The sequence below is a fragment of the Tenacibaculum litopenaei genome, assembly GCF_964514025.1.
GTDB classification, from domain to species: Bacteria; Bacteroidota; Bacteroidia; order Flavobacteriales; family Flavobacteriaceae; genus Polaribacter; species Polaribacter litopenaei.
On record NZ_CAZEQT010000006.1, the window covers coordinates 962,080 to 980,615 of the forward strand.

Annotated in this window: 18 protein-coding genes; 10 read left to right on the top strand and 8 right to left on the bottom strand. The window is 40.0% G+C overall.

Annotated features, from left to right (window positions below; translation table 11 throughout):
• The first annotated feature begins 4 nt into the window (after window positions 1-4).
• From ACKTS5_RS13030 to ACKTS5_RS13060, 7 genes are all read left to right on the top strand, one after another.
• On the top strand, window positions 5-952 hold the full coding sequence (locus ACKTS5_RS13030) for an isopenicillin N synthase family dioxygenase (RefSeq protein ID WP_408044317.1): 948 nt from the start codon (window positions 5-7) through the stop codon (window positions 950-952).
• 1 nt (window position 953) lies between these two features.
• On the top strand, window positions 954-1,277 hold the full coding sequence (locus ACKTS5_RS13035; RefSeq protein ID WP_408044318.1) for a translation initiation factor: 324 nt from the start codon (window positions 954-956) through the stop codon (window positions 1,275-1,277).
• A gap of 154 nt (window positions 1,278-1,431) precedes the next feature.
• Window positions 1,432-2,376, top strand: a complete 945-nt coding sequence (locus ACKTS5_RS13040) for a DUF1835 domain-containing protein (protein ID WP_408044319.1) — start codon at window positions 1,432-1,434, stop codon at window positions 2,374-2,376.
• On the top strand, window positions 2,377-3,246 hold the full coding sequence (locus ACKTS5_RS13045; RefSeq protein WP_408044320.1) for a nucleoside phosphorylase: 870 nt from the start codon (window positions 2,377-2,379) through the stop codon (window positions 3,244-3,246). It abuts the gene before it with no gap.
• Entirely contained in the window at window positions 3,247-4,107 is an 861-nt protein-coding gene (locus ACKTS5_RS13050) for a substrate-binding domain-containing protein (RefSeq protein ID WP_408044321.1), read from the top strand. It abuts the gene before it with no gap.
• 20 nt (window positions 4,108-4,127) lie between these two features.
• A complete protein-coding gene (locus tag ACKTS5_RS13055; protein WP_408044322.1) occupies window positions 4,128-4,289 on the top strand; it encodes a hypothetical protein in 162 nt (53 codons plus the stop codon).
• 179 nt (window positions 4,290-4,468) lie between these two features.
• On the top strand, window positions 4,469-4,891 hold the full coding sequence (locus ACKTS5_RS13060; RefSeq protein ID WP_408044323.1) for a hypothetical protein: 423 nt from the start codon (window positions 4,469-4,471) through the stop codon (window positions 4,889-4,891).
• Between the two features lie 77 nt (window positions 4,892-4,968).
• Here ACKTS5_RS13060 and ACKTS5_RS13065 read toward each other — a convergent pair whose 3' ends face one another.
• Window positions 4,969-5,610, bottom strand: coding sequence for a protein-L-isoaspartate(D-aspartate) O-methyltransferase (locus tag ACKTS5_RS13065; RefSeq protein WP_408044638.1), 642 nt, complete (start codon window positions 5,608-5,610; stop codon window positions 4,969-4,971).
• 176 nt (window positions 5,611-5,786) lie between these two features.
• On the opposite strand from ACKTS5_RS13065, the gene ACKTS5_RS13070 reads away from it, so the two are divergent.
• Genes ACKTS5_RS13070 through ACKTS5_RS13080 form a run of 3 tightly spaced genes read left to right on the top strand, consistent with a single transcriptional unit; the run spans window position 5,787 to window position 9,474 of the window.
• Window positions 5,787-6,752, top strand: a complete 966-nt coding sequence (locus tag ACKTS5_RS13070) for a Gfo/Idh/MocA family protein (protein ID WP_408044324.1) — start codon at window positions 5,787-5,789, stop codon at window positions 6,750-6,752.
• Window positions 6,753-6,790: 38 nt separating this feature from the next.
• Window positions 6,791-7,678: a 3-hydroxybutyryl-CoA dehydrogenase gene (locus ACKTS5_RS13075; RefSeq protein ID WP_408044325.1), complete on the top strand. Its 888-nt coding sequence runs from the start codon at window positions 6,791-6,793 to the stop codon at window positions 7,676-7,678.
• 11 nt (window positions 7,679-7,689) lie between these two features.
• A complete protein-coding gene (locus ACKTS5_RS13080; RefSeq protein ID WP_408044326.1) occupies window positions 7,690-9,474 on the top strand; it encodes an aminopeptidase P family protein in 1,785 nt (594 codons plus the stop codon).
• A 34-nt stretch (window positions 9,475-9,508) separates the two neighbouring features.
• Here the strand turns inward: ACKTS5_RS13080 and ACKTS5_RS13085 are convergent, their stop codons facing one another.
• From ACKTS5_RS13085 to ACKTS5_RS13115, 7 genes are read right to left on the bottom strand one after another with little or no spacing between them, the layout of a single operon-like run.
• The gene (locus ACKTS5_RS13085) at window positions 9,509-10,447 is read right to left on the bottom strand and encodes a hypothetical protein (RefSeq protein WP_408044327.1); all 939 of its coding nucleotides are present in this window, start codon (window positions 10,445-10,447) and stop codon (window positions 9,509-9,511) included.
• A 37-nt stretch (window positions 10,448-10,484) separates the two neighbouring features.
• Window positions 10,485-11,024 (bottom strand): HD domain-containing protein, encoded by a 540-nt coding sequence (locus ACKTS5_RS13090; RefSeq protein WP_408044328.1) that lies wholly within the window; start codon window positions 11,022-11,024, stop codon window positions 10,485-10,487.
• A 59-nt stretch (window positions 11,025-11,083) separates the two neighbouring features.
• Window positions 11,084-11,533, bottom strand: coding sequence for a YybH family protein (locus ACKTS5_RS13095; RefSeq protein WP_408044329.1), 450 nt, complete (start codon window positions 11,531-11,533; stop codon window positions 11,084-11,086).
• A gap of 53 nt (window positions 11,534-11,586) precedes the next feature.
• Complete coding sequence (locus tag ACKTS5_RS13100; RefSeq protein WP_408044330.1) at window positions 11,587-12,627, bottom strand: UDP-glucose--hexose-1-phosphate uridylyltransferase; 1,041 nt, start codon at window positions 12,625-12,627, stop codon at window positions 11,587-11,589.
• A 16-nt stretch (window positions 12,628-12,643) separates the two neighbouring features.
• On the bottom strand, window positions 12,644-13,798 hold the full coding sequence (gene galK / locus ACKTS5_RS13105) for a galactokinase (RefSeq protein WP_408044331.1): 1,155 nt from the start codon (window positions 13,796-13,798) through the stop codon (window positions 12,644-12,646).
• Window positions 13,799-13,800: 2 nt separating this feature from the next.
• Window positions 13,801-15,384 carry a solute:sodium symporter family transporter gene (locus ACKTS5_RS13110; RefSeq protein WP_408044332.1) on the bottom strand — a complete coding sequence of 528 codons (1,584 nt, stop codon included), beginning with the start codon at window positions 15,382-15,384 and terminating at the stop codon, window positions 13,801-13,803.
• Between the two features lie 3 nt (window positions 15,385-15,387).
• The gene (locus ACKTS5_RS13115) at window positions 15,388-18,534 is read right to left on the bottom strand and encodes a glycoside hydrolase family 2 TIM barrel-domain containing protein (protein WP_408044333.1); all 3,147 of its coding nucleotides are present in this window, start codon (window positions 18,532-18,534) and stop codon (window positions 15,388-15,390) included.
• Between the last annotated feature and the right edge of the window lie 2 nt (window positions 18,535-18,536).

The window sequence follows — 18,536 nt, forward strand, 5'->3', positions numbered from 1 at the left end:
AACAATGAATAAAATTCCAAGTGTAAATTTACAAGACTTTTTATCTGGAGATGAAGCTCGTAAACAAAAGTTCATCAACGAGATAGGGAATGCTTATGAAAATATCGGATTTGTCGCTTTGAAAGGTCACTTCCTTGACGACAAATTAGTTGACGATTTATACGAAGAGATCAAAAACTTCTTTGAACTGCCTTTAGATGTGAAGCAGAAGTACGAAATTCCTGGAATTGGAGGACAGAGAGGTTATGTTTCATTTGGAAAGGAATCTGCAAAAGGAAAGAAAGAAGGTGATTTAAAAGAGTTTTGGCATTTTGGACAATACGTTGAAGACGATCCAGCATTAGAGGCGGAATATCCAAAAAACGTTTCTGTTAATGAATTACCTAAATTCAATGAAGTAGGAAAGCAGGCTTATAGAATGTTAGAAAAGACTGCGCAATACGTATTGCGTTCACTCGCATTGCACTTGGGCTTAGAAGAGACTTACTTCGATGCATATATCAAAAATGGAAATAGTATTTTACGTCCTATCCACTACCCTCCAATTCAGGAAGAGCCTAAAGGTGCAGTTCGTGCAGCGGCTCACGGTGATATCAACTTAATTACCTTGTTAATGGGAGCTCACGGAAAAGGATTACAAGTTCAAAACCACGAAGGAGAGTGGATTGACGCTATCGCTCAGCCTGATGAATTAATGATTAATGTTGGTGACATGCTATCACGTCACAGTAACAATAAATTAAAGTCAACTATTCACCGCGTGGTAAATCCTCCGAAAGAATTATGGGGAACTTCAAGGTACTCTATTCCTTTCTTTATGCACCCAATTTCAGAAATGAAGTTAGATGTATTAGACAATTGTGTGGACGAGAATAACCCAAAACAATTCGAAGACATCACCGCTGGAGAATTCTTAAACGAGCGTTTACGCGAACTGGGATTAATCAAGTAAGATGGATTTACAAGATCAATTAAAAAACCTTTTTCCGGAACATCAATTTGAAGAGCAACCGGAAGAAACCAAGCCAGACATCTGGATGCAGGACGATCCTATACTGTGTAAATACGAAAAACGCAAAGGAAAACCCGTAACGATTTTAGCTGGTTATACAGGAGCTACAAGCGATTTCAAAAAGCTAGCTAAGGAAATCAAAACACATTTGGGTGTTGGTGGTAGTTTTAAAGACGATCAGATTATCATTCAAGGAGATTACCGAGACAACATCATGGAACTCCTAAAAGATAAAGGCTTTCGCGTAAAGCGCGTGGGCGGATAAAACAAAAATGCCGAGAAAATTTTCTCGGCATTTTTGTTTTTATATTTTTTTCTCTTAATATTACAAAATGTTAAAAATGAGCACACTAGTACTTTTTACCAGAATTGCTCGTTTATACTGTAACTGTTAAGAACTATTACTAATCCCCAGAAATATGGCATCTTTAAAATTACACATCACTAATGGTGACTGCACCACAAATCTCCTAAAAAAACTCAACTTCTCAGGCACCATTGTCACTTGGAGAGAAATGCTCTGCGAAGGAAAAACCATCATGGACGTCGGAAGTGAAAGCTTTTGGAAAACGCGCTATGACTTTTTTAGTCAAGCTTACAAAACGCCCAAACAAACGTTTATAGATTTAACGGTAAAAGAATACCGGAAATTGTGTAATCAAAAAGAACAAGATGAAATTGTACTGTGGTTTGAATACGATCTGTTTTGTCAGATTAACATGCTGGCCGTTATCAGTTGGTTAAAACGCTACCGAAAAAACAGGCAGATTTCTTTGGTATGTAGTGGTTCATTGACGACTCGTGAAGGTCTTTTTGGACTGGCAGAATTGAGCGATGAAGAGCTACAAAACCATTATGACAATCGAAAAACACTCAGTCAAGACGATATTGAATTTGCAGATTATATGTGGCAATTGTACTGCTCCGATAGTCCGCTGCGTCTAGAAACGGCACTTCAACTGAATAAGAACTCTGCCTTTACCTATCTTCACGAGGCAATCATTGCCCATTTACAGCGCTTTCCGTCTATTAAAAATGGTTTGAATAAACTAGAAAATCAAATTCTTCAACTGGCTACCCAAGAAAATTTCACTTCAGAACACCAATTCGTCGGTGGCATTTTACGAAATCAAGGCAACTACGGATTCGGTGATAGTCAATACTTTAACAAACTCACCCAGCTAAAAGGACTCTTTGATAAATTCAATCCGGTAACACTGAGTGAAAAAGGAAAAGCCGTTTTGGAAAACCAATTAAACTACTATGCACAAATACGTTCTGATTTTTCGTATCTTGGCGGTTCGAAAAAATACAGCTACTTGTACTTAACAGATACAAACAAGCTTCTCAAAATTACATCGTAAATGAATATTAAACACTCTGAACTCATTTTAAATGCCGACGGAAGTATTTATCACCTTAACTTAAGACCAGAACACATTTCTAACGATATTATCTTTGTTGGAGATCAATATAGAGTTGACAAAGTAACTAAACATTTTGACCATATAGAATTCACTACTCAAAAAAGAGAATTCAAAACTACCACTGGTACCTATAAAGGAAAACGACTAACCGTTATTTCAACAGGTATCGGTCCTGATAATATTGACATCGTACTTAACGAACTTGACGCTTTAGTCAACATTGACCTAACTACGAGAACTGTTAAAGAAACACATACGCAGTTATCAATTACGAGAATTGGAACTTCCGGATCGCTACAAGCTGACATTCCTGTCGATTCATTTTTATTGAGTTCTCACGCGCTCGATTTAAACGGGATGATGCACTCGTATCAAATTGACAGTATTGCGAACCCAGATTTGGAAGAGGCCTTTATAGCACATACGCAATGGCATCCTCACAAGTCTCGTCCTATCGTCATTTCGAACGATGCGAGTTTAGGAGCACAATTGTCATCTGAAAAAGTAGTTCAAGGAATCACAGCTACTGCCGGTGGATTTTACGGACCACAAGGACGTGTATTACGCCTCGAATTGCAAGACGCTGACCTCAATGCTAAAATTGACAGCTTTGCTCACGGAGCACACCGAATTACCAATTTAGAGATGGAGACTTCTGCCATTTACGGACTAGCGAAACTACTAGGTCACCGCGCGGCCTCGATGAATGCTATCATTGCAAATAGAGCCAACGGAACCTTTAGTGAAAATCCAGGTCAGACAGTAGAAGATTTAATTCGTTATACACTTGATAAATTAGCAGAATAGATGCTGAACTTAAAAGTTGGTGGTGTACCAGAGCACTTTAACTATCCTTGGTACATTACTTTAAAAAACAAATCATACACCAAAGAAAACATCAATCTCCGCTGGAAAGATTTTCCCGGCGGAACTGGTGCTATGTGCAAAGCTTTGCGCTCTGGTGAGATCGATATCGCCATTGTCCTTACCGAAGGAATCATCAAAGATATCATCAACGGTAACCCGTCAAAAATAACGCAAACCTTTGTCAAAAGCCCACTTATTTGGGGGATTCACGTCGGTGCTAAATCAAAGTTTCAGCACATCGACGATCTGGAGAAGGCGACTATTGCGATTAGCAGGTACGGTTCCGGATCGCATTTGATGGCTATAGTAAATGCTCATAACAGAGGTTGGAACCTTGACGAGCTCAAATTTAAGGTAGTCGGCGATTTACAAGGAGGTATTGCTGCCCTAACCGACGGCAGCGCAGATTATTTTATGTGGGAACACTTTACCACCAAACCCCTCGTAGATAACGGTACTTTTAGACGACTTGGTGATTGCCCTACTCCATGGCCTTGTTTTGTGGTGGCCGTTAGAGATGAAGTGCTCGAATCGAACTTTGAAGAAGTACAAAAAGTGTTGAATATCATCAACGCTTGTACTCGAGATTTTAAATCGATTCCCCAAATTGACCAAACGCTTTCCGTTCGCTACGAACAGCAATTGAACGACATTCAAGAATGGCTATCGATTACTGAATGGAACGACGGAACCCCGATGACAGAAGAATTAATTTCAAGCGTGCAAAATAAAATGATTGCACTCAACGTTATAGATTCGAAAGAAGATTCTGATAAATTAATCAGAAATATGTATATTTGATTCCTTTAAATTATTAAATAATGAAAAAAGTAGTATTTATTGCAATTTGTACAGTTAGTTTATTAGGTTTTTCTTCTTGTGGAAGTACAAGCCCTTGTGGTTTAGCACAACAAACCAAACAAACGAAACAACAGTCACAACAACAAGAAGTTATTGTTGCTGAAACAACAGTAGCTGAATAGTTGTTTACTCAATTCAAATTCAATAAATCCGCTTTTGAGCGGATTTTTTTATTCCTTCAACTTTTCTAACAGATGATATAAGGCGACATATTTTTATTCTCAAAAAAATGCGAATTTAGAGGTAATAAGAGAGCTGTTCTCTCAAAAAACACGAGTACTAACCTTAAATTCTAACTATCATGGGAAAAGGAGCTTTTATCCACATCACCAACAAAACCAAACAAGGACAACTCATGCGCGTTTCAGTAACAGCGCATCACTGTATGAACGCCACAGGAAATTGGGACGATTTGTTGCCCTACAATTCCAGTGCTGATAATTATATCGAAGCGAAAGCTTCGGGAAGTTGCGCTTTTAGCACCAGTGAATTTGGTCTTAAATTTAGCATATTGGACACGACAACGGGAAATTTCGATACGATAGGAACGATCATGTTGAAAGAAAAGAACAACACCTGGCGTATATCCAATAACAGCCCGAATGTACACCTCGCTAGAGAATACAAAGACAAGCAATTTCACTTTTGGTTTGATATCTCTGAACCGATGACTTTAGAGACAGCCCAAAATGGTGACGCTGCAGCTGCTCAGAACAATTCCTAAGCTGGAATAAAAACCGAGCTTACAAAGTCATAAGCACTACAAAGGGCTTATGGCTTTGTTCTAATCGCAACATTCTACTAATTTTTCTTCTTTAACATGGGGACGAACTTAAAATCGCCCAGTTCGTATTTTTCAAACTCTTTAGGGCTTTTTCGGATGAACAAGGTCATTATTTGCGCTCCCTCGCCTACAGGAATCAATAATTTCCCTCCTACTTTAACCTGCGCTAGCAAAGCTTTGGGTACATAAGGAGCACCTGCCGTAACGATTACCTTGTCAAAAGGAGCTTCTTCTGGAAGTCCTTTGTAACCATCACCAAAAACAAATCGCTTAGGGCGATATCCAATTTTAGGTAAAAAGAGCTTGGTTCTTCTAAACAACTCATGCTGACGTTCAATAGTAAACACCTCTGCTTGCAACTCCAATAACACCGCTGTTTGATACCCTGATCCCGTACCTATTTCCAAGACCTTTTCACCCGGACTAATTTCCAACACTTGACTTTGAAAAGCCACGGTATACGGATGAGAAATGGTTTGATCTGCTGCTATAGGAAATGCCTTGTCTTGATAAGCGTGCTCTTCAAAACTACTATCGATAAATAAATGTCTGGGAATTTTACGCACTGCAGCGAGTACGCGATCATCTGTAATCCCCTTCGCTTCCAATACGTTGGCCAATTGATTTCTAAGCCCTTGATGTTTGGTTGTATCTCTCACTAAATTGCCTAATTTCAGTGGCTCAAAAATAGGAATAAATATCTTTAAAAGTGTATCTTTGTTAGCGTTGATTTTTAAAAATCTATAGCGCATTAATAACACTTTCACTACCGGGACACTGCGGCGTAGCCTTTCGAACCCCACGGTACTTCTCGGTAACTAAAACAATTTACTATATGTTAAAAGCTGGAGTTTTAGGAGCAGGTCACCTCGGAAAAATACACCTGCGTTTATTACAACAATCGGAGAAATACGAATTGGTTGGATTTTACGACCCGTTTACAGAAAACGCTCAAAAAGTTGCCGACGAATTTGGCTATACCTTATTTGATTCCGTAGCATCTTTGATCGATGCCGTTGATGTTGTTGATATCGTTACTCCTACTCTTTCTCATTTTGACTGTGCTCAAGAAGCTATCAAAAAAGGGAAGCATATATTTATCGAAAAACCGATAACGAATACCTTGCAAGAAGCTGAAGCAATCAGAACTTTGGCTAGCCAATACCACGTTCGTGGACAAGTAGGACATGTGGAGCGTTTTAACCCTGCTTTTACAGCAGTTAAAGACCTTATCGACTCTCCGATGTTCATCGAAACACATCGTTTGGCAGAATTTAACCCGAGAGGTACAGACGTTCCTGTAGTATTAGACTTGATGATCCACGATATCGATATCATTCTATCGGTAGTACCATCAAAGGTTAAATCCGTAAATGCTAGCGGGGTTTCAGTTATTTCGGAGACTCCGGATATTGCCAATGCCCGAATCGAATTTGAAAACGGCTGTGTTGCCAATCTTACCGCAAGTCGTATTTCTATGAAGAACATGCGTAAGTCTCGATTTTTCCAGAAAGACGCCTATATCTCTGTCGACTTTTTAGAAAAGAAATCAGAGGTGGTAAAAATGAAAGACGCTCCTGAAAAACCTGGTGAATTTGCCATGATTTTACAAAATGCCGAAGGTGTTAAAAAACAAATCTATTTCGAAAATCCGAAAGTGACTGCCAACAATGCAATTTTGGACGAGTTAGAATCTTTTGCAGACGCTATTCACAACAATACGACCCCTATCGTTTCACTGCGTCAAGGAACGGAAGCACTGCGCGTTGCACATCAAATAATTGATTGTTTCAAAAAGTAAAACATACACAAAAAATAAACACACTAAATACTACATTTATGAAAAATATCGCTGTTATCGGAGCTGGAACTATGGGGAATGGTATTGCCCATACTTTTGCACAATTCGGATATCAAGTACAATTAATAGACATCTCACAAGCTGCTTTAGACAGAGGTCTTGCTACCATTACTAAGAATTTAGACAGAATGGTTGCCAAAGAAAAAATCACTGAGACTGATAAAAACACGACACTAGCAAACATCACTACCTTTACCTCTGTTCAAGAAGGTGTTCAAAACGTCGGTTTGATCGTGGAAGCTGCTACCGAGAATGTAGACTTAAAATTAAAAATATTCAAAGATTTAGATGCTGCGTGCGGACCTGATACTATATTGGCTACCAACACCTCATCAATTTCTATTACGCAAATAGCAGCGGCGACTTCTCGTCCTGAAAAGGTTATTGGTATGCACTTCATGAACCCAGTGCCAATTATGAAATTGGTTGAAATTATTCGCGGGTACAACACTACTGATGAAGTGATGGAAGTAATTGTAGACCTTACCAAAAAAATCAATAAAGTTCCTGTTGAAGTAAATGACTATCCAGGATTCGTGGCAAATAGAATATTAATGCCTATGATCAATGAATCTATCGAAACACTTTACAACGGTGTTGCAGGTGTTGCCGAGATCGATACAGTGATGAAATTAGGTATGGCACACCCAATGGGACCTTTACAATTAGCCGATTTTATTGGATTGGACGTTTGCTTATCTATCTTAAATGTTATGTACGACGGATTTAAAAATCCAAAATACGCACCTTGTCCACTATTAGTAAATATGGTGATGGCAGGAAAGTTAGGAGTAAAGTCAGGAGAAGGCTTCTACGATTACAGTGAAAGCAGAAAGGCTGAAAAAGTTGCGAAAATGTTCTCATAATCACTTTTAGTATGATTGCACAACGTTTACAAGCACTTAGACAATACATGGCATCTAATCAATTAGATGCCTTTATTATACCCTCTACTGACCCGCATCAATCGGAGTACGTGGCAGACCATTGGAAGTTACGCACCTATTTTTCTGGATTTACAGGATCAGCAGGTACCTTAGTCGTAACGCAAGAAATCGCCGCGCTGTGGACAGATTCTCGTTATTTTCTTCAGTTTGAAGATGAGTGTAAAGACACACCTGTTACGCTCTTTAAGCAATCCATTCCGCACGCACCTGAACACGTAGCTTGGCTAACTGAATTGCTGGCTGCGAACAGCAGTATAGGTTTGGATTACCGTCAGTTTTCTAAGGCGCAGATCACTTACCTACAAAGCTTTACTGCTCAAAAGAATCAACAAATCACAAATTGTCCACACTTTGCAAAAACACTTTGGACAGACCGACCTGCGTTGCCAAACTTTGCCGTAGACATTCATCCTTTAGAGTTCAGTGGTGAAACCACTGCTTCTAAACTACAGAAAGTACAGGAAGTTCTCAAAGAAAAAAATGCAGACTACTACCTATTTTCTTCTTTAGACGAGATTGCTTGGCTCTTTAACATACGATCAAGGGATGTCGATTTTACACCCCTAGTAACGGCTTACGCACTGGTAGGCGTAACAACGACTGTACTATTCTGCAACACAGATCGTTTTAACCAAGGAGCTTTAAAGGCTTTTCAAAAGTTGGGAATCGAAGTACAGAATTACGATGCTATCGCTACTTATCTGCCAAGTTTGGACGCGAATACAACGGTACTTACCGATGCTGCGAGCCTGAACTACGCTTGTTTTGAAGCTATCCAAGGACGTTTCGCTTTTGAAAACTCATTGGTAAAAGAATTGAAAGCCATCAAAAATGAGGTTGAAATTCAAGGTGCTAAAAACTGTATGATCAAAGACGGAGTTGCCTTGACCAAATTTTTCATATGGTTAGAAAAAACGTTGAAAAAACAAACCCTATCGGAATACGAAATCGGTCGAAAACTCAACAGCTTCAGACAGCAACAAGAATACTATACCGGAGAGTCTTTTGCCGCCATCGTTGGATATAAAGGTAACGGTGCCATCATTCATTATACCGCTCCTTCAGAAGGATCGGCAATTGTTAGTAATGAAGGTATTTTACTCGTCGATAGTGGAGGTCAATACCAAGACGGAACTACAGATATCACCAGAACTATCTGGTTAGGAGGTACTCCAACTGAAAAAATCATCACCGCCTACACAGGTGTATTAAAAGGATATATAGAGCTCGAGCAAATAGAATTTCCGCTGGGAACAACTGGAGCACAACTCGATGCTTTTGCCCGAGTTCACTTGTGGAAGCAAGGAATGAACTATCCACATGGAACCGGACACGGAATCGGAAGTTTTGGGATGGTACACGAACCTGCTCAAGGTTTTGCGACAGGAGCTACGACTGCAAGAGGTACCACTCCACACTTAGCAAAGCAATTGACCACTATAGAACCTGGATGCTACGTTGCCAATGAATTTGGAATTCGTACAGAAAACATCGTAGTCTCAAAAGAAGTCAATCAAACAAGTTTTGGCACCTTCTTAGGTTTCGAGGCATTGACGCTTTGTTATATCGATACTCAATTAATAGATACCACTGCACTTACCACTGCAGAAATTAACTGGTTAAACAAGTACCACGAACACGTGTTGACTCAACTCACGCCCCATTTAAATGAGGAAGAGACCAGTTGGTTACGACAAAAATGTAAAAGTTTATAAAAAAATGCCCTAGCTCACTAGCCTAGGGCATTTTTTATTTGGCTTTAAATCGAAGCACAACTTCTGTATTGGTCAACCTCGACTCTTTTAAAACAACTAACTGGTAAAGAGCAGACGTCGGGTTCATTCTTTGAAATTCTTCAGCCGTTAACAGATGTTGGGTATAGAATTTTCGATACTGTTGAACGCGTTTCTTTCTTGGGTAATTTACCTCGATCAACCTTTCGCAAACAGCAATAATTTTACTCGCCAACAAAGCCCTTTCTAATCTGCTTAGGTTCTTTGCTGCTCCAACGTACTTACTCAATAAGGCTAACTCCAATGCTCGAAATTCACCGGGTGCTAGCAAGCTTTTATAGTTTTTTAAATCTTCATAGGCCTGACGATGGTCTCCTTTGCTAAACCTATGTAGCACAACTTGATTCACGTAGTTGTCTTTCTGTTGTTTTGTGAGCCGTTCGGGGGTCTTTAAATCCTTCTTTAAAGCATTTATACTGCGGTCTTCTGGTGTTAATAGTAGTTTTTTATTCACCATTGCCGTTTGGGGATTTGAATAAACGACCTTCTGATCAAGTACAAATGAGAATCTAATTTTAGTTTTAAAACTGCCTTTAAATCTGGATTGCTCATAACTTTCTCGCGTACAGTAATTGCTAGGGATGGTCAAAGAACGCAAACCAGTTCCACACCAATAAGCATACTTACTTTCTTGATCATAGGGTTTCCAACTACCGTTATTGTCCTGAATCTCTTTGTTAAAACGTATTTTCCCAGAATATCCGCCAAAAACTACGAGCGTATCGCTAGTACAATTCACTAGAGTTACCTGAATATCACCATTCTTTTCTGTAGCTGCTTTTATAATAACGTTAGAACCCGCAGCACATTGGGGCGCCTTACACTGTGCTACTTCCTGGCTAAAAAGAGATTGAGCCACACAAAAAGTTAAACAAATTTGTACAAATTTTCTCATCGTTTTTTAGTTAACGATTTCAAAAATCAGACCAAAATCATCCTATAAAACCTTGATAAACTTCCATTCTTTCTAAAATCCTCTGATGTAAATATTCATTTGCTTCTCCCAGCGTCGTAGCTATCTCTTTTGCTTCATGCAAATAATTTTGCTTTTTCTCTTCCGTCCAATGAGGTGGCGGTTCTTGAAGGTTGGTAATTCTATCGGCCAATTTTACGATGCTTACCTCTTTGCGTTGCTGGCGGATTCTCTGCAAACTATCACGCATTTGTAGGGGTTTCGAAATTAGCTCTTCATTTTTCGTCAATGCCAGTACGCCAGAAGCTACAGCATTTCCAAAAGTCTTTTGCAAGCATTCATAACTGGTATCCGTATCTTCTAACACATCGTGCAGCAGGGCTACTTGAACCGCATAAACTAGGTTAAAATCTGGATTGGCTTTATGGGCTACTAACACTTCCATAGCTACATTTGACAAATGCACTACGTAGTTGGATGAGCTGCCGGGTACGAGTTGATTTTTATGTTGTGTTCCCGCAAAAGCGATGGCTTTTTGATAAACTTCTTGTATGTTCATAGAATAAAAAAAGAGATCAGCAGATCTCTTAATTTTTGTTACTTATTCAAAACAGACTTCTAACATGAAGTATCTGCTATTATTCTCCATTGTCCGTCAATTTTTTTGAAGATAATCATAAAAACTCCGTTGGCAGCTCCCATGGTTCTCGTCAAATGATATTCCCCCATTACCGAATAGGCTCCTGGGGTTATTTCAGAAACATCGTGGATGGTAAATTTCAAAGTTCCGGAATACTCCTTAGTCGGATATCCTTTTTTATAATTACTCAAGGTTTTTTCCCAACCGGTAGTCACTCCATTACTACCAAAAAACTTCAAGGAATCACTTTTCCAATACCCTTGCATAAAGCCTTCTAAATCATGATTAGACCAAGCTTTTTCTTGAGCTTTCATCACGGCTAAAATTTCACTTTTATCCTTTTCATAATCTACGACAGGGGTTTCTGTCGTTTGGCAACCAAGCAAAAAAATGCTGAGGAGCACTACTCCAATAATTCTTTTCATCATATATGACAATTGCGTTTCTGACACTCTAAAATACTAATAAAATAGTAGCTACGCTACTTACTACAGGATTCCTTTTCAACTTTAATACACGATCTTAACTTCTCGGCGGCCATTTCGGCTGTGATATCGCGTTGTGGCATCCCAAACATTTCATAGCCTACCATAAATTTTTTCACAGTAGCACTGCGTAATAATGGAGGGTAAAAACTCATATGCCAATGCCAGTAATCATGAGTTTCTCCATTAGTAGGTGCTTGATGTATACCACTAGAATAAGGAAATGAACAGTTAAACAAACGATCGTAGGCCTTGGTAATTACCTGAATTGCCTCTGCAAAATACCAGCGGTCTTCCTCAGACATTTCTGTAATCGCTTCCTGCTGTTTTTTCGGTACAATCATCGTTTCGTAAGGCCATACTGCCCAGAAGGGTATTAAAACAACACAAAAATCATTCTCGTATAAGATGCGTTCTTGCAGGGTCATTTCACTTTCTAAATAGGCTTGCAATAAGCTTTCCTTCCGAGCTCCATAATAGTCTTTTTGAGTTTTTTCTTTTTTAACCACCTCATTTGGCAAACTTGATTGTGCCCATATTTGACCATGAGGGTGTGGGTTACTACAGCCCATAACGGCTCCTTTATTCTCAAAAATTTGGATGTAATTAATATCGGAATGCGCTCCTAAAGTTTCGTATTCAGTTTGCCATAAAGCGACCACTGCTGAAATTTCCGCTACTTGCATCGTTGCCAATGTTTTTGAATGATCTTCACTAAAACAAACAACTCTACAGATCCCTTTTTCTACTTGAGTTTGAAACAATCCTTCCCGAACTCCTTCGGTTTCACAATCCATATTCAATGCAGCAAAATCGTTCGTAAAAACATAAGTTCCCTTATACAATGGGTTTTTTGTCCCATTTGCTCGCTTATTTCCGGCACATAAATAACAACTAGGATCGTAATAAGTAGCTTCGGGGATCGCCGGAGTTTCTTTTTGCCCTTGCCATGGTCGTTTGGCGCGATGTGGTGAAACTAACACCCATTCATCCGTAAGGATGTTTCGCCTTTTGTGTGATTTTTCTGGTAACAACATATTCTAATTTTGCAATTTATTTATTATCGAGTAAGCGAGTCCCTTCACAGAGTTGCACGGTGTAAGCTGAAAGTGCTACCTGAAAACGTTTTTGATACGCTTGAGACAATGCAACGATAAAATCTTCCTTTACTTCCTTATGTACTAGGTTAAGCGTACAACCTCCAAAACCAGCCCCCATCATTCGAGCTCCGAGTACACCATTAAATTTCTCCGCCTCCTCAACGAGAAAATCCAATTCGTCACAACTCACTTCGTACTTTTCAGACAGTCCTTTGTGGGTGGCAAACATGAGTTGACCAAAGCCTTCGTAGTCTTTGGCCAATAAGGCTTGAGCCGCTTGTGCTGTCCGAGCATTTTCTTCAACCACATATTCGGCTTTTTGCACAAAATTCGACGGTAATTCTCCTTGCACCCTTTCCAACATATCAAGTGATACATCGCGCAGCGAAGCGGTTCCCAATGCAGCCGCTACCGACTCACAGGCCTCTCTTCGTTGATTGTAAGCACTATCACCCAAGCTGTGTTTCACATGCGTATTCAAGAGTACAAAAGTGTAGGTTGGTAAATTCAATGAAAAATACTGCGCTTGCAAGGATTTACAATCCAATAACATGGCCTGATTTCTCTTTCCGAACATCGAAGCATATTGATCCATGATTCCACATTTTACACCTACAAAATTATGCTCGGCTCTTTGTGAAATTCGAATGAGTTCTCGTTTAGGGATCCCTAAGTCGAATAAGAGATTAAGCCCTAGTGCCAAAGCATTTTCTAATGCCGCTGACGATGATAATCCAGCTCCAAAAGGTATGGTCCCTGCAAACACCACTTTAAAATTACTGTTAATTCGACGTTGTTTTTGAACTTCAGCAACTACGCCCAACAAGTAGTTTTCCCAACCTCCTAATTCACTAGGTTCTACCTGGTCAACCGAAAAGCGATAGGTTTCATTCTTGTCCAATGCCACCAAAGCGCTAGTCGCTTCGTCGGTTTTCCCCAAAGCCATTACAATACCTTTATCAATAGCAGCAGGAAATACAAAACCTTGATTGTAATCTGTATGTTCTCCCAGTAAATTAATTCTGCCCGGCGAAAATACGAGCATAGGACTCGATTTAAAACGCTGTTTAAATTGTTGCTTTACAATATTTTTTAAGGTTTCATTCATAACTATGAGAAATAGATATAGATACACACTACGATTACACAAATTACTGCTCCAAAGGTATAGGCCATGTTCCAAGGTTTGGAATCTACCTTTTTAACATCCTTTAATTCGAAGGCTTCCTTCCTAGGATACCACTTTCCTATCAACAGCATTATCAGTGCATTCAAAACAAAAAGTATAGCCATTACGTGTAAAAAATGAGGGTAATTATCCTCTCCTACTACATAAGGTTTAAGAATAAATTGACTTAAAATGTACAATAAAGACCCTGAAACGATCCCTATTTTGGCAGCGATTGCAGGAACTCTTTTCGTAAAATACCCCACCACTATCACTGTTAGTATGGGAATTGAGTAAATTCCGTTTGCTTCCTGCAAATAGGAAAAAATTGAACCTGCATACAACAGCAACGGTGCAACACACATGGCAACAATTGCCAACACTACCCCAAACTTCTTCCCGGCTTTTACCATTTGTGCTTCACTGGCATCCTTGCGGATATGAGATTTGTAAATATCTACGCCAAACAAGGTCACTGAAGAATTCAAAGCAGAATTAAAGGACGATAATATAGCTCCGAATAAGGTAGCGGCGAAAAACCCTACCCACCCCGGAGGAAGTACTTTTTTTACCAACTCCGGGTACGCCTCATCTCCATTGGTCAAGGAATCACCAAATAGGTAAAACGCTATGATACCAGGAAGCACCACAATTAAGGGACCTATAATTTTAATCGCTGCGGCATACATCAATCCCTTTTGTCCTTCCTTCAAATTCTTAGCTCCGAGCGCTCGCTGGATGATGGCCTGGTTGGTACCCCAATAAAAAAGCTGCACCAGCATCATTCCAGTAAAAATCGTTGAAAAAGGGACCGATGCTTTGTGGTCACCGATACTGTTAAATTTTTCAGGAACCTCTGTTAACAATACTTCCATTCCGGTAATAATACTGTTGTTTCCTATGAGTAATAGACCAAAAACCGGAATCAGCAAGCCTCCGACAAGCAACCCAATAGCGTTAATTGTATCAGAAATTGCCACGGCACGTAATCCGCCAAAAATGGCGTAAATACTACCAATGATTCCTATTGCCCATACCGTTATCCAGAGTCCTACAGTTTTAGATACCCCCAAAATTCCCGGCACATCGAACATCGAATTTAATGCCAGCGCCCCAGTGTAGAGCACTATGGGGAGCAATACAATCATGTATCCTGATAAAAACAAGGCTGATGCCAATGTTTTGGTGGTTTTATCATAACGAGATGCTAAAAATTGAGGCACGGTAGTTATTCCTTGCTTTAAATACCTCGGCAATAACACTATAGCCGTTACCACCATTGCTATGGCTGCCAAAGTCTCCCAGGCCATCACGAGAATCCCTTCTTTAAATGCCGCTCCGTTAAGACCAACGATCTGTTCTGTTGATAGATTGGTCAAGAGCAGAGAACCTGCAATCACCCAAGCTGTTAAACTTCTTCCTCCTAAGAAGTATCCGTCGGAGGTTTTTTCGTTAGTTCCCTTGCTTTTTATATAAGAAACAAGAGCCACAAGTGCGGTAAACGCAATAAAAGTTATGAACTGCATAGTTTAATGTTTTTTAGGTTCAATTGTAAATGTATAGCGGTACTTACGATTCGCTGGCAGGGTATATTCGGGATGAACACGTCGTCCCCAAGAAGTATCACCTCCTACTCCCATTTGTCCGTAATCAATATTCCATTGCACGCAATTGTCAATGCGAATATCTGCTCCGTGCTTTTTTGTAACAGGTACCAAGCCAGATGCCGAGCTCGCAGCTTCTTCTGTGCTAAAATCCAATGCCTTCATCAAAAACGGCCATGCACTCGTATTAAAGTACCCTTCGTTTTTTGAAACAAGTATGGTTAATTCATCCGACTTTACAGCAGCCCAACGAACATTCGTTTTATTTCCTGTTTCTTGCGGTCGTGCATAGCGATGAAAATCATCGACTATAGTCATTTCATAGGTTCCTGTTTTCTGTCCTAACTTTCTATCCCAATACGATTCATCAGGTCCTTTACCGTACCAAGCTAGTTTCTTGAACTTGTCGGAAAGAGTCAAATACATCCCCAACCTAGGGATAGCAGGAAGCTTAGCTTTTAAGGGTGAATAATCCCATCGAACAGTCAGTGCACCTGAATTGTTAAGGGTAAACACCCCCACTAATTGAGCTGAAGAGCTCGGTATGCGGTATTGTACCTGAAATTCTACCCCCGATTTTGTTATGCTGGGAGTTCCTTTCAGTAGTGCTGTATATTGATAACTGGCTTCTTGCCATATCCTTGCCCATTTATCCATACCATTCCCTAAATCATTATCAGTTGGAGGTCTCCAGAAATTAGGTTTGATGGCCGCAGCAGTAATTTGTACTCCTTGAAAAGACCAGTCCTCAATTTCACCAGTTGTATCGTCGATACTGAGTGTAACCGCCTCGTTATGCATCGTATAGATTGTTGCCTTATGGTCAAGTTTCAATGTTTCTCCATCAGTGAGTTTAGGCTGAACAACCTTCTTCCCTTTGTGAATCAAAAATTCCTCCCAAGCCCATTCGTGATTCTCTGGAATTAGTGCAGTGGCTTGCGTTTGATGCATTCCTACCCTGAGTAGGTATTCTCCATTATCAAAGGACTGTGGTATCGATTTCAACAACACCACTGTCGATTGCTGTGGTGCTAGTTCAGGCATTTCAAATTCTTCAGAGAGCATAACTTCTCCATTTTTAAGAACTTTATAATTCAATTTTACTCGATGCAACGCTTTAAAGAAATGCTTATTCTCAATTTCTAATTTTCCTTTTCCTTTGTACTTAAATTGAACTGGTTGGTATACTTTTTTAACTTCTGAGAGGTGCGGATGCGGATTGCGATACGGGTCAACCAATCCATTGTTTAAAAAATTCCCGTCCGTTGGTAAATCCGGATGATAATCGTGTCCATAGGCCAAATAGGGATTTCCACGGTCATCCTTGTATTCTAAACTTTGATCTACCCAGTCCCAAATATAACCACCTTGCAAGTTTGGATATCGCTCAATGATTGTCCAATAATCTTGTAAATTCCCAACGGAATTCCCCATGGCGTGGGCATACTCAATCATGATCGCTGGCTTCTTTGCTCCCGATTTCCCATGCTCTTCGAGCGTTTCCGGTTTCGGATACATAGGACAATAGACATCCGTGTACGCTTCATGTCCTGCCGGTTCGTATTGAACTATGCGATGATGGTCTTGTTCTTTTAACCAGCTGTAGGTCTTTTTAAAAATTGCTCCTTCACCTGCCTCATTTCCCAGTGACCAAGCATAAATACTCGGATGATTTCGATCTCGGAAGTACATGCGTTGCGTGCGCATCAAATGAGCTGGTAACCACGACAATTCATTTCCTATTTGCGTGGTTTTATCTATGGCTAAGGGATGACTTTCTATATTTGCCTCATCGATTACGTATAATCCGTAGCGATCACAGAGCGACAACCAATACGGATCATTCGGATAATGCGATGAACGCACTGCATTGATATTGTTTCTTTTCATCAAGGTAATATCTCGTTCCATAGATGCACGAGAAACTACATGCCCTGTATACGGGTCTGTCTCATGCCTATCAACCCCTCTAAAATAAACTGCTTTTCCGTTAATTAGTAGTTGACTATTTTTGATCTCTACACTTTTAAAACCTACGGTAAACCTCAAATACTCGGGTGTTTTGCTGTCTGATTTTAAGGCTTCATTTTTAATCTCCAGCTCGTATAATTTCGGAATCTCTGCTGACCACGGTTGTACCTTGTTAACCAAGTCATCAACAGAAATACTTTTCTCTGCATTTCCGGGAATGGTAACTTGAACCCCGTGTTCAAACAGCGTAGTATTCCCATCTTTTAGAGTAAGTGTCAGGTTTCTATTTACGGGTTCAGCGGTCGTGTTTTTTAAAGTTACCCTTGCGTTAAAAACCCCATCCACATACGAATTCGTCAAACTCGAGGTAAGTCCGACATCCTCTACAAATACTTTGGGTCTCGTATACAAATACACTTCGCGCTCAATACCACTCATTCTCAACATATCTTGACTTTCGAGATAGCTGGCATCAGACCAGCGAAACAGTTGTAAGGCCAAGGTGTTTTTTCCTGTTTGGACTAAGTCAGTAATATCAAACTCAGCGGGAGTTTTAGATCCTTGGGAATACCCCGCGTATTGTCCGTTTACATAGACGTACATCGCCGACTTGGCTCCTGCAAAATGAAGTATTACACGCCCCTGTCTAAAGTCTTCTTTCAGGTCGATGGTTTTTCTGTAGGTCCCTACTGGATTGTATTCCTTTGGTGCTTCCGGCCACTTTGTGGTAAATGGAAATCGCTCGTCGAGATAAATAGGATGCCCATATCCTTCAACCTCCCAATTGCTGGGAACCGGTATGGTTTTCCAATCACTGTCATCAAAGGCGACATTATGAAAATTTTTTGGTCGTTTTTTGGGACTCTTTACCCAATGAAACTTCCAATTGCCATTCAAACTCATAAACCGCTCAGACTGTTCTTTTTTGTCTAGGTTTTGCGCTTCAAAAGCAAAAAAACTCGCTCTTGGCGGAAGTTTGTGTTCTTCAAAAATTTCATGATTAAAATGATTGCGTTGCTCAGGGACTTCCGGCATCGGTGATTGACACCTTGAAAAAAGAAGCCCGCAAGCAGCAGCTAAAACAATGTTTGTAATTTTCATAA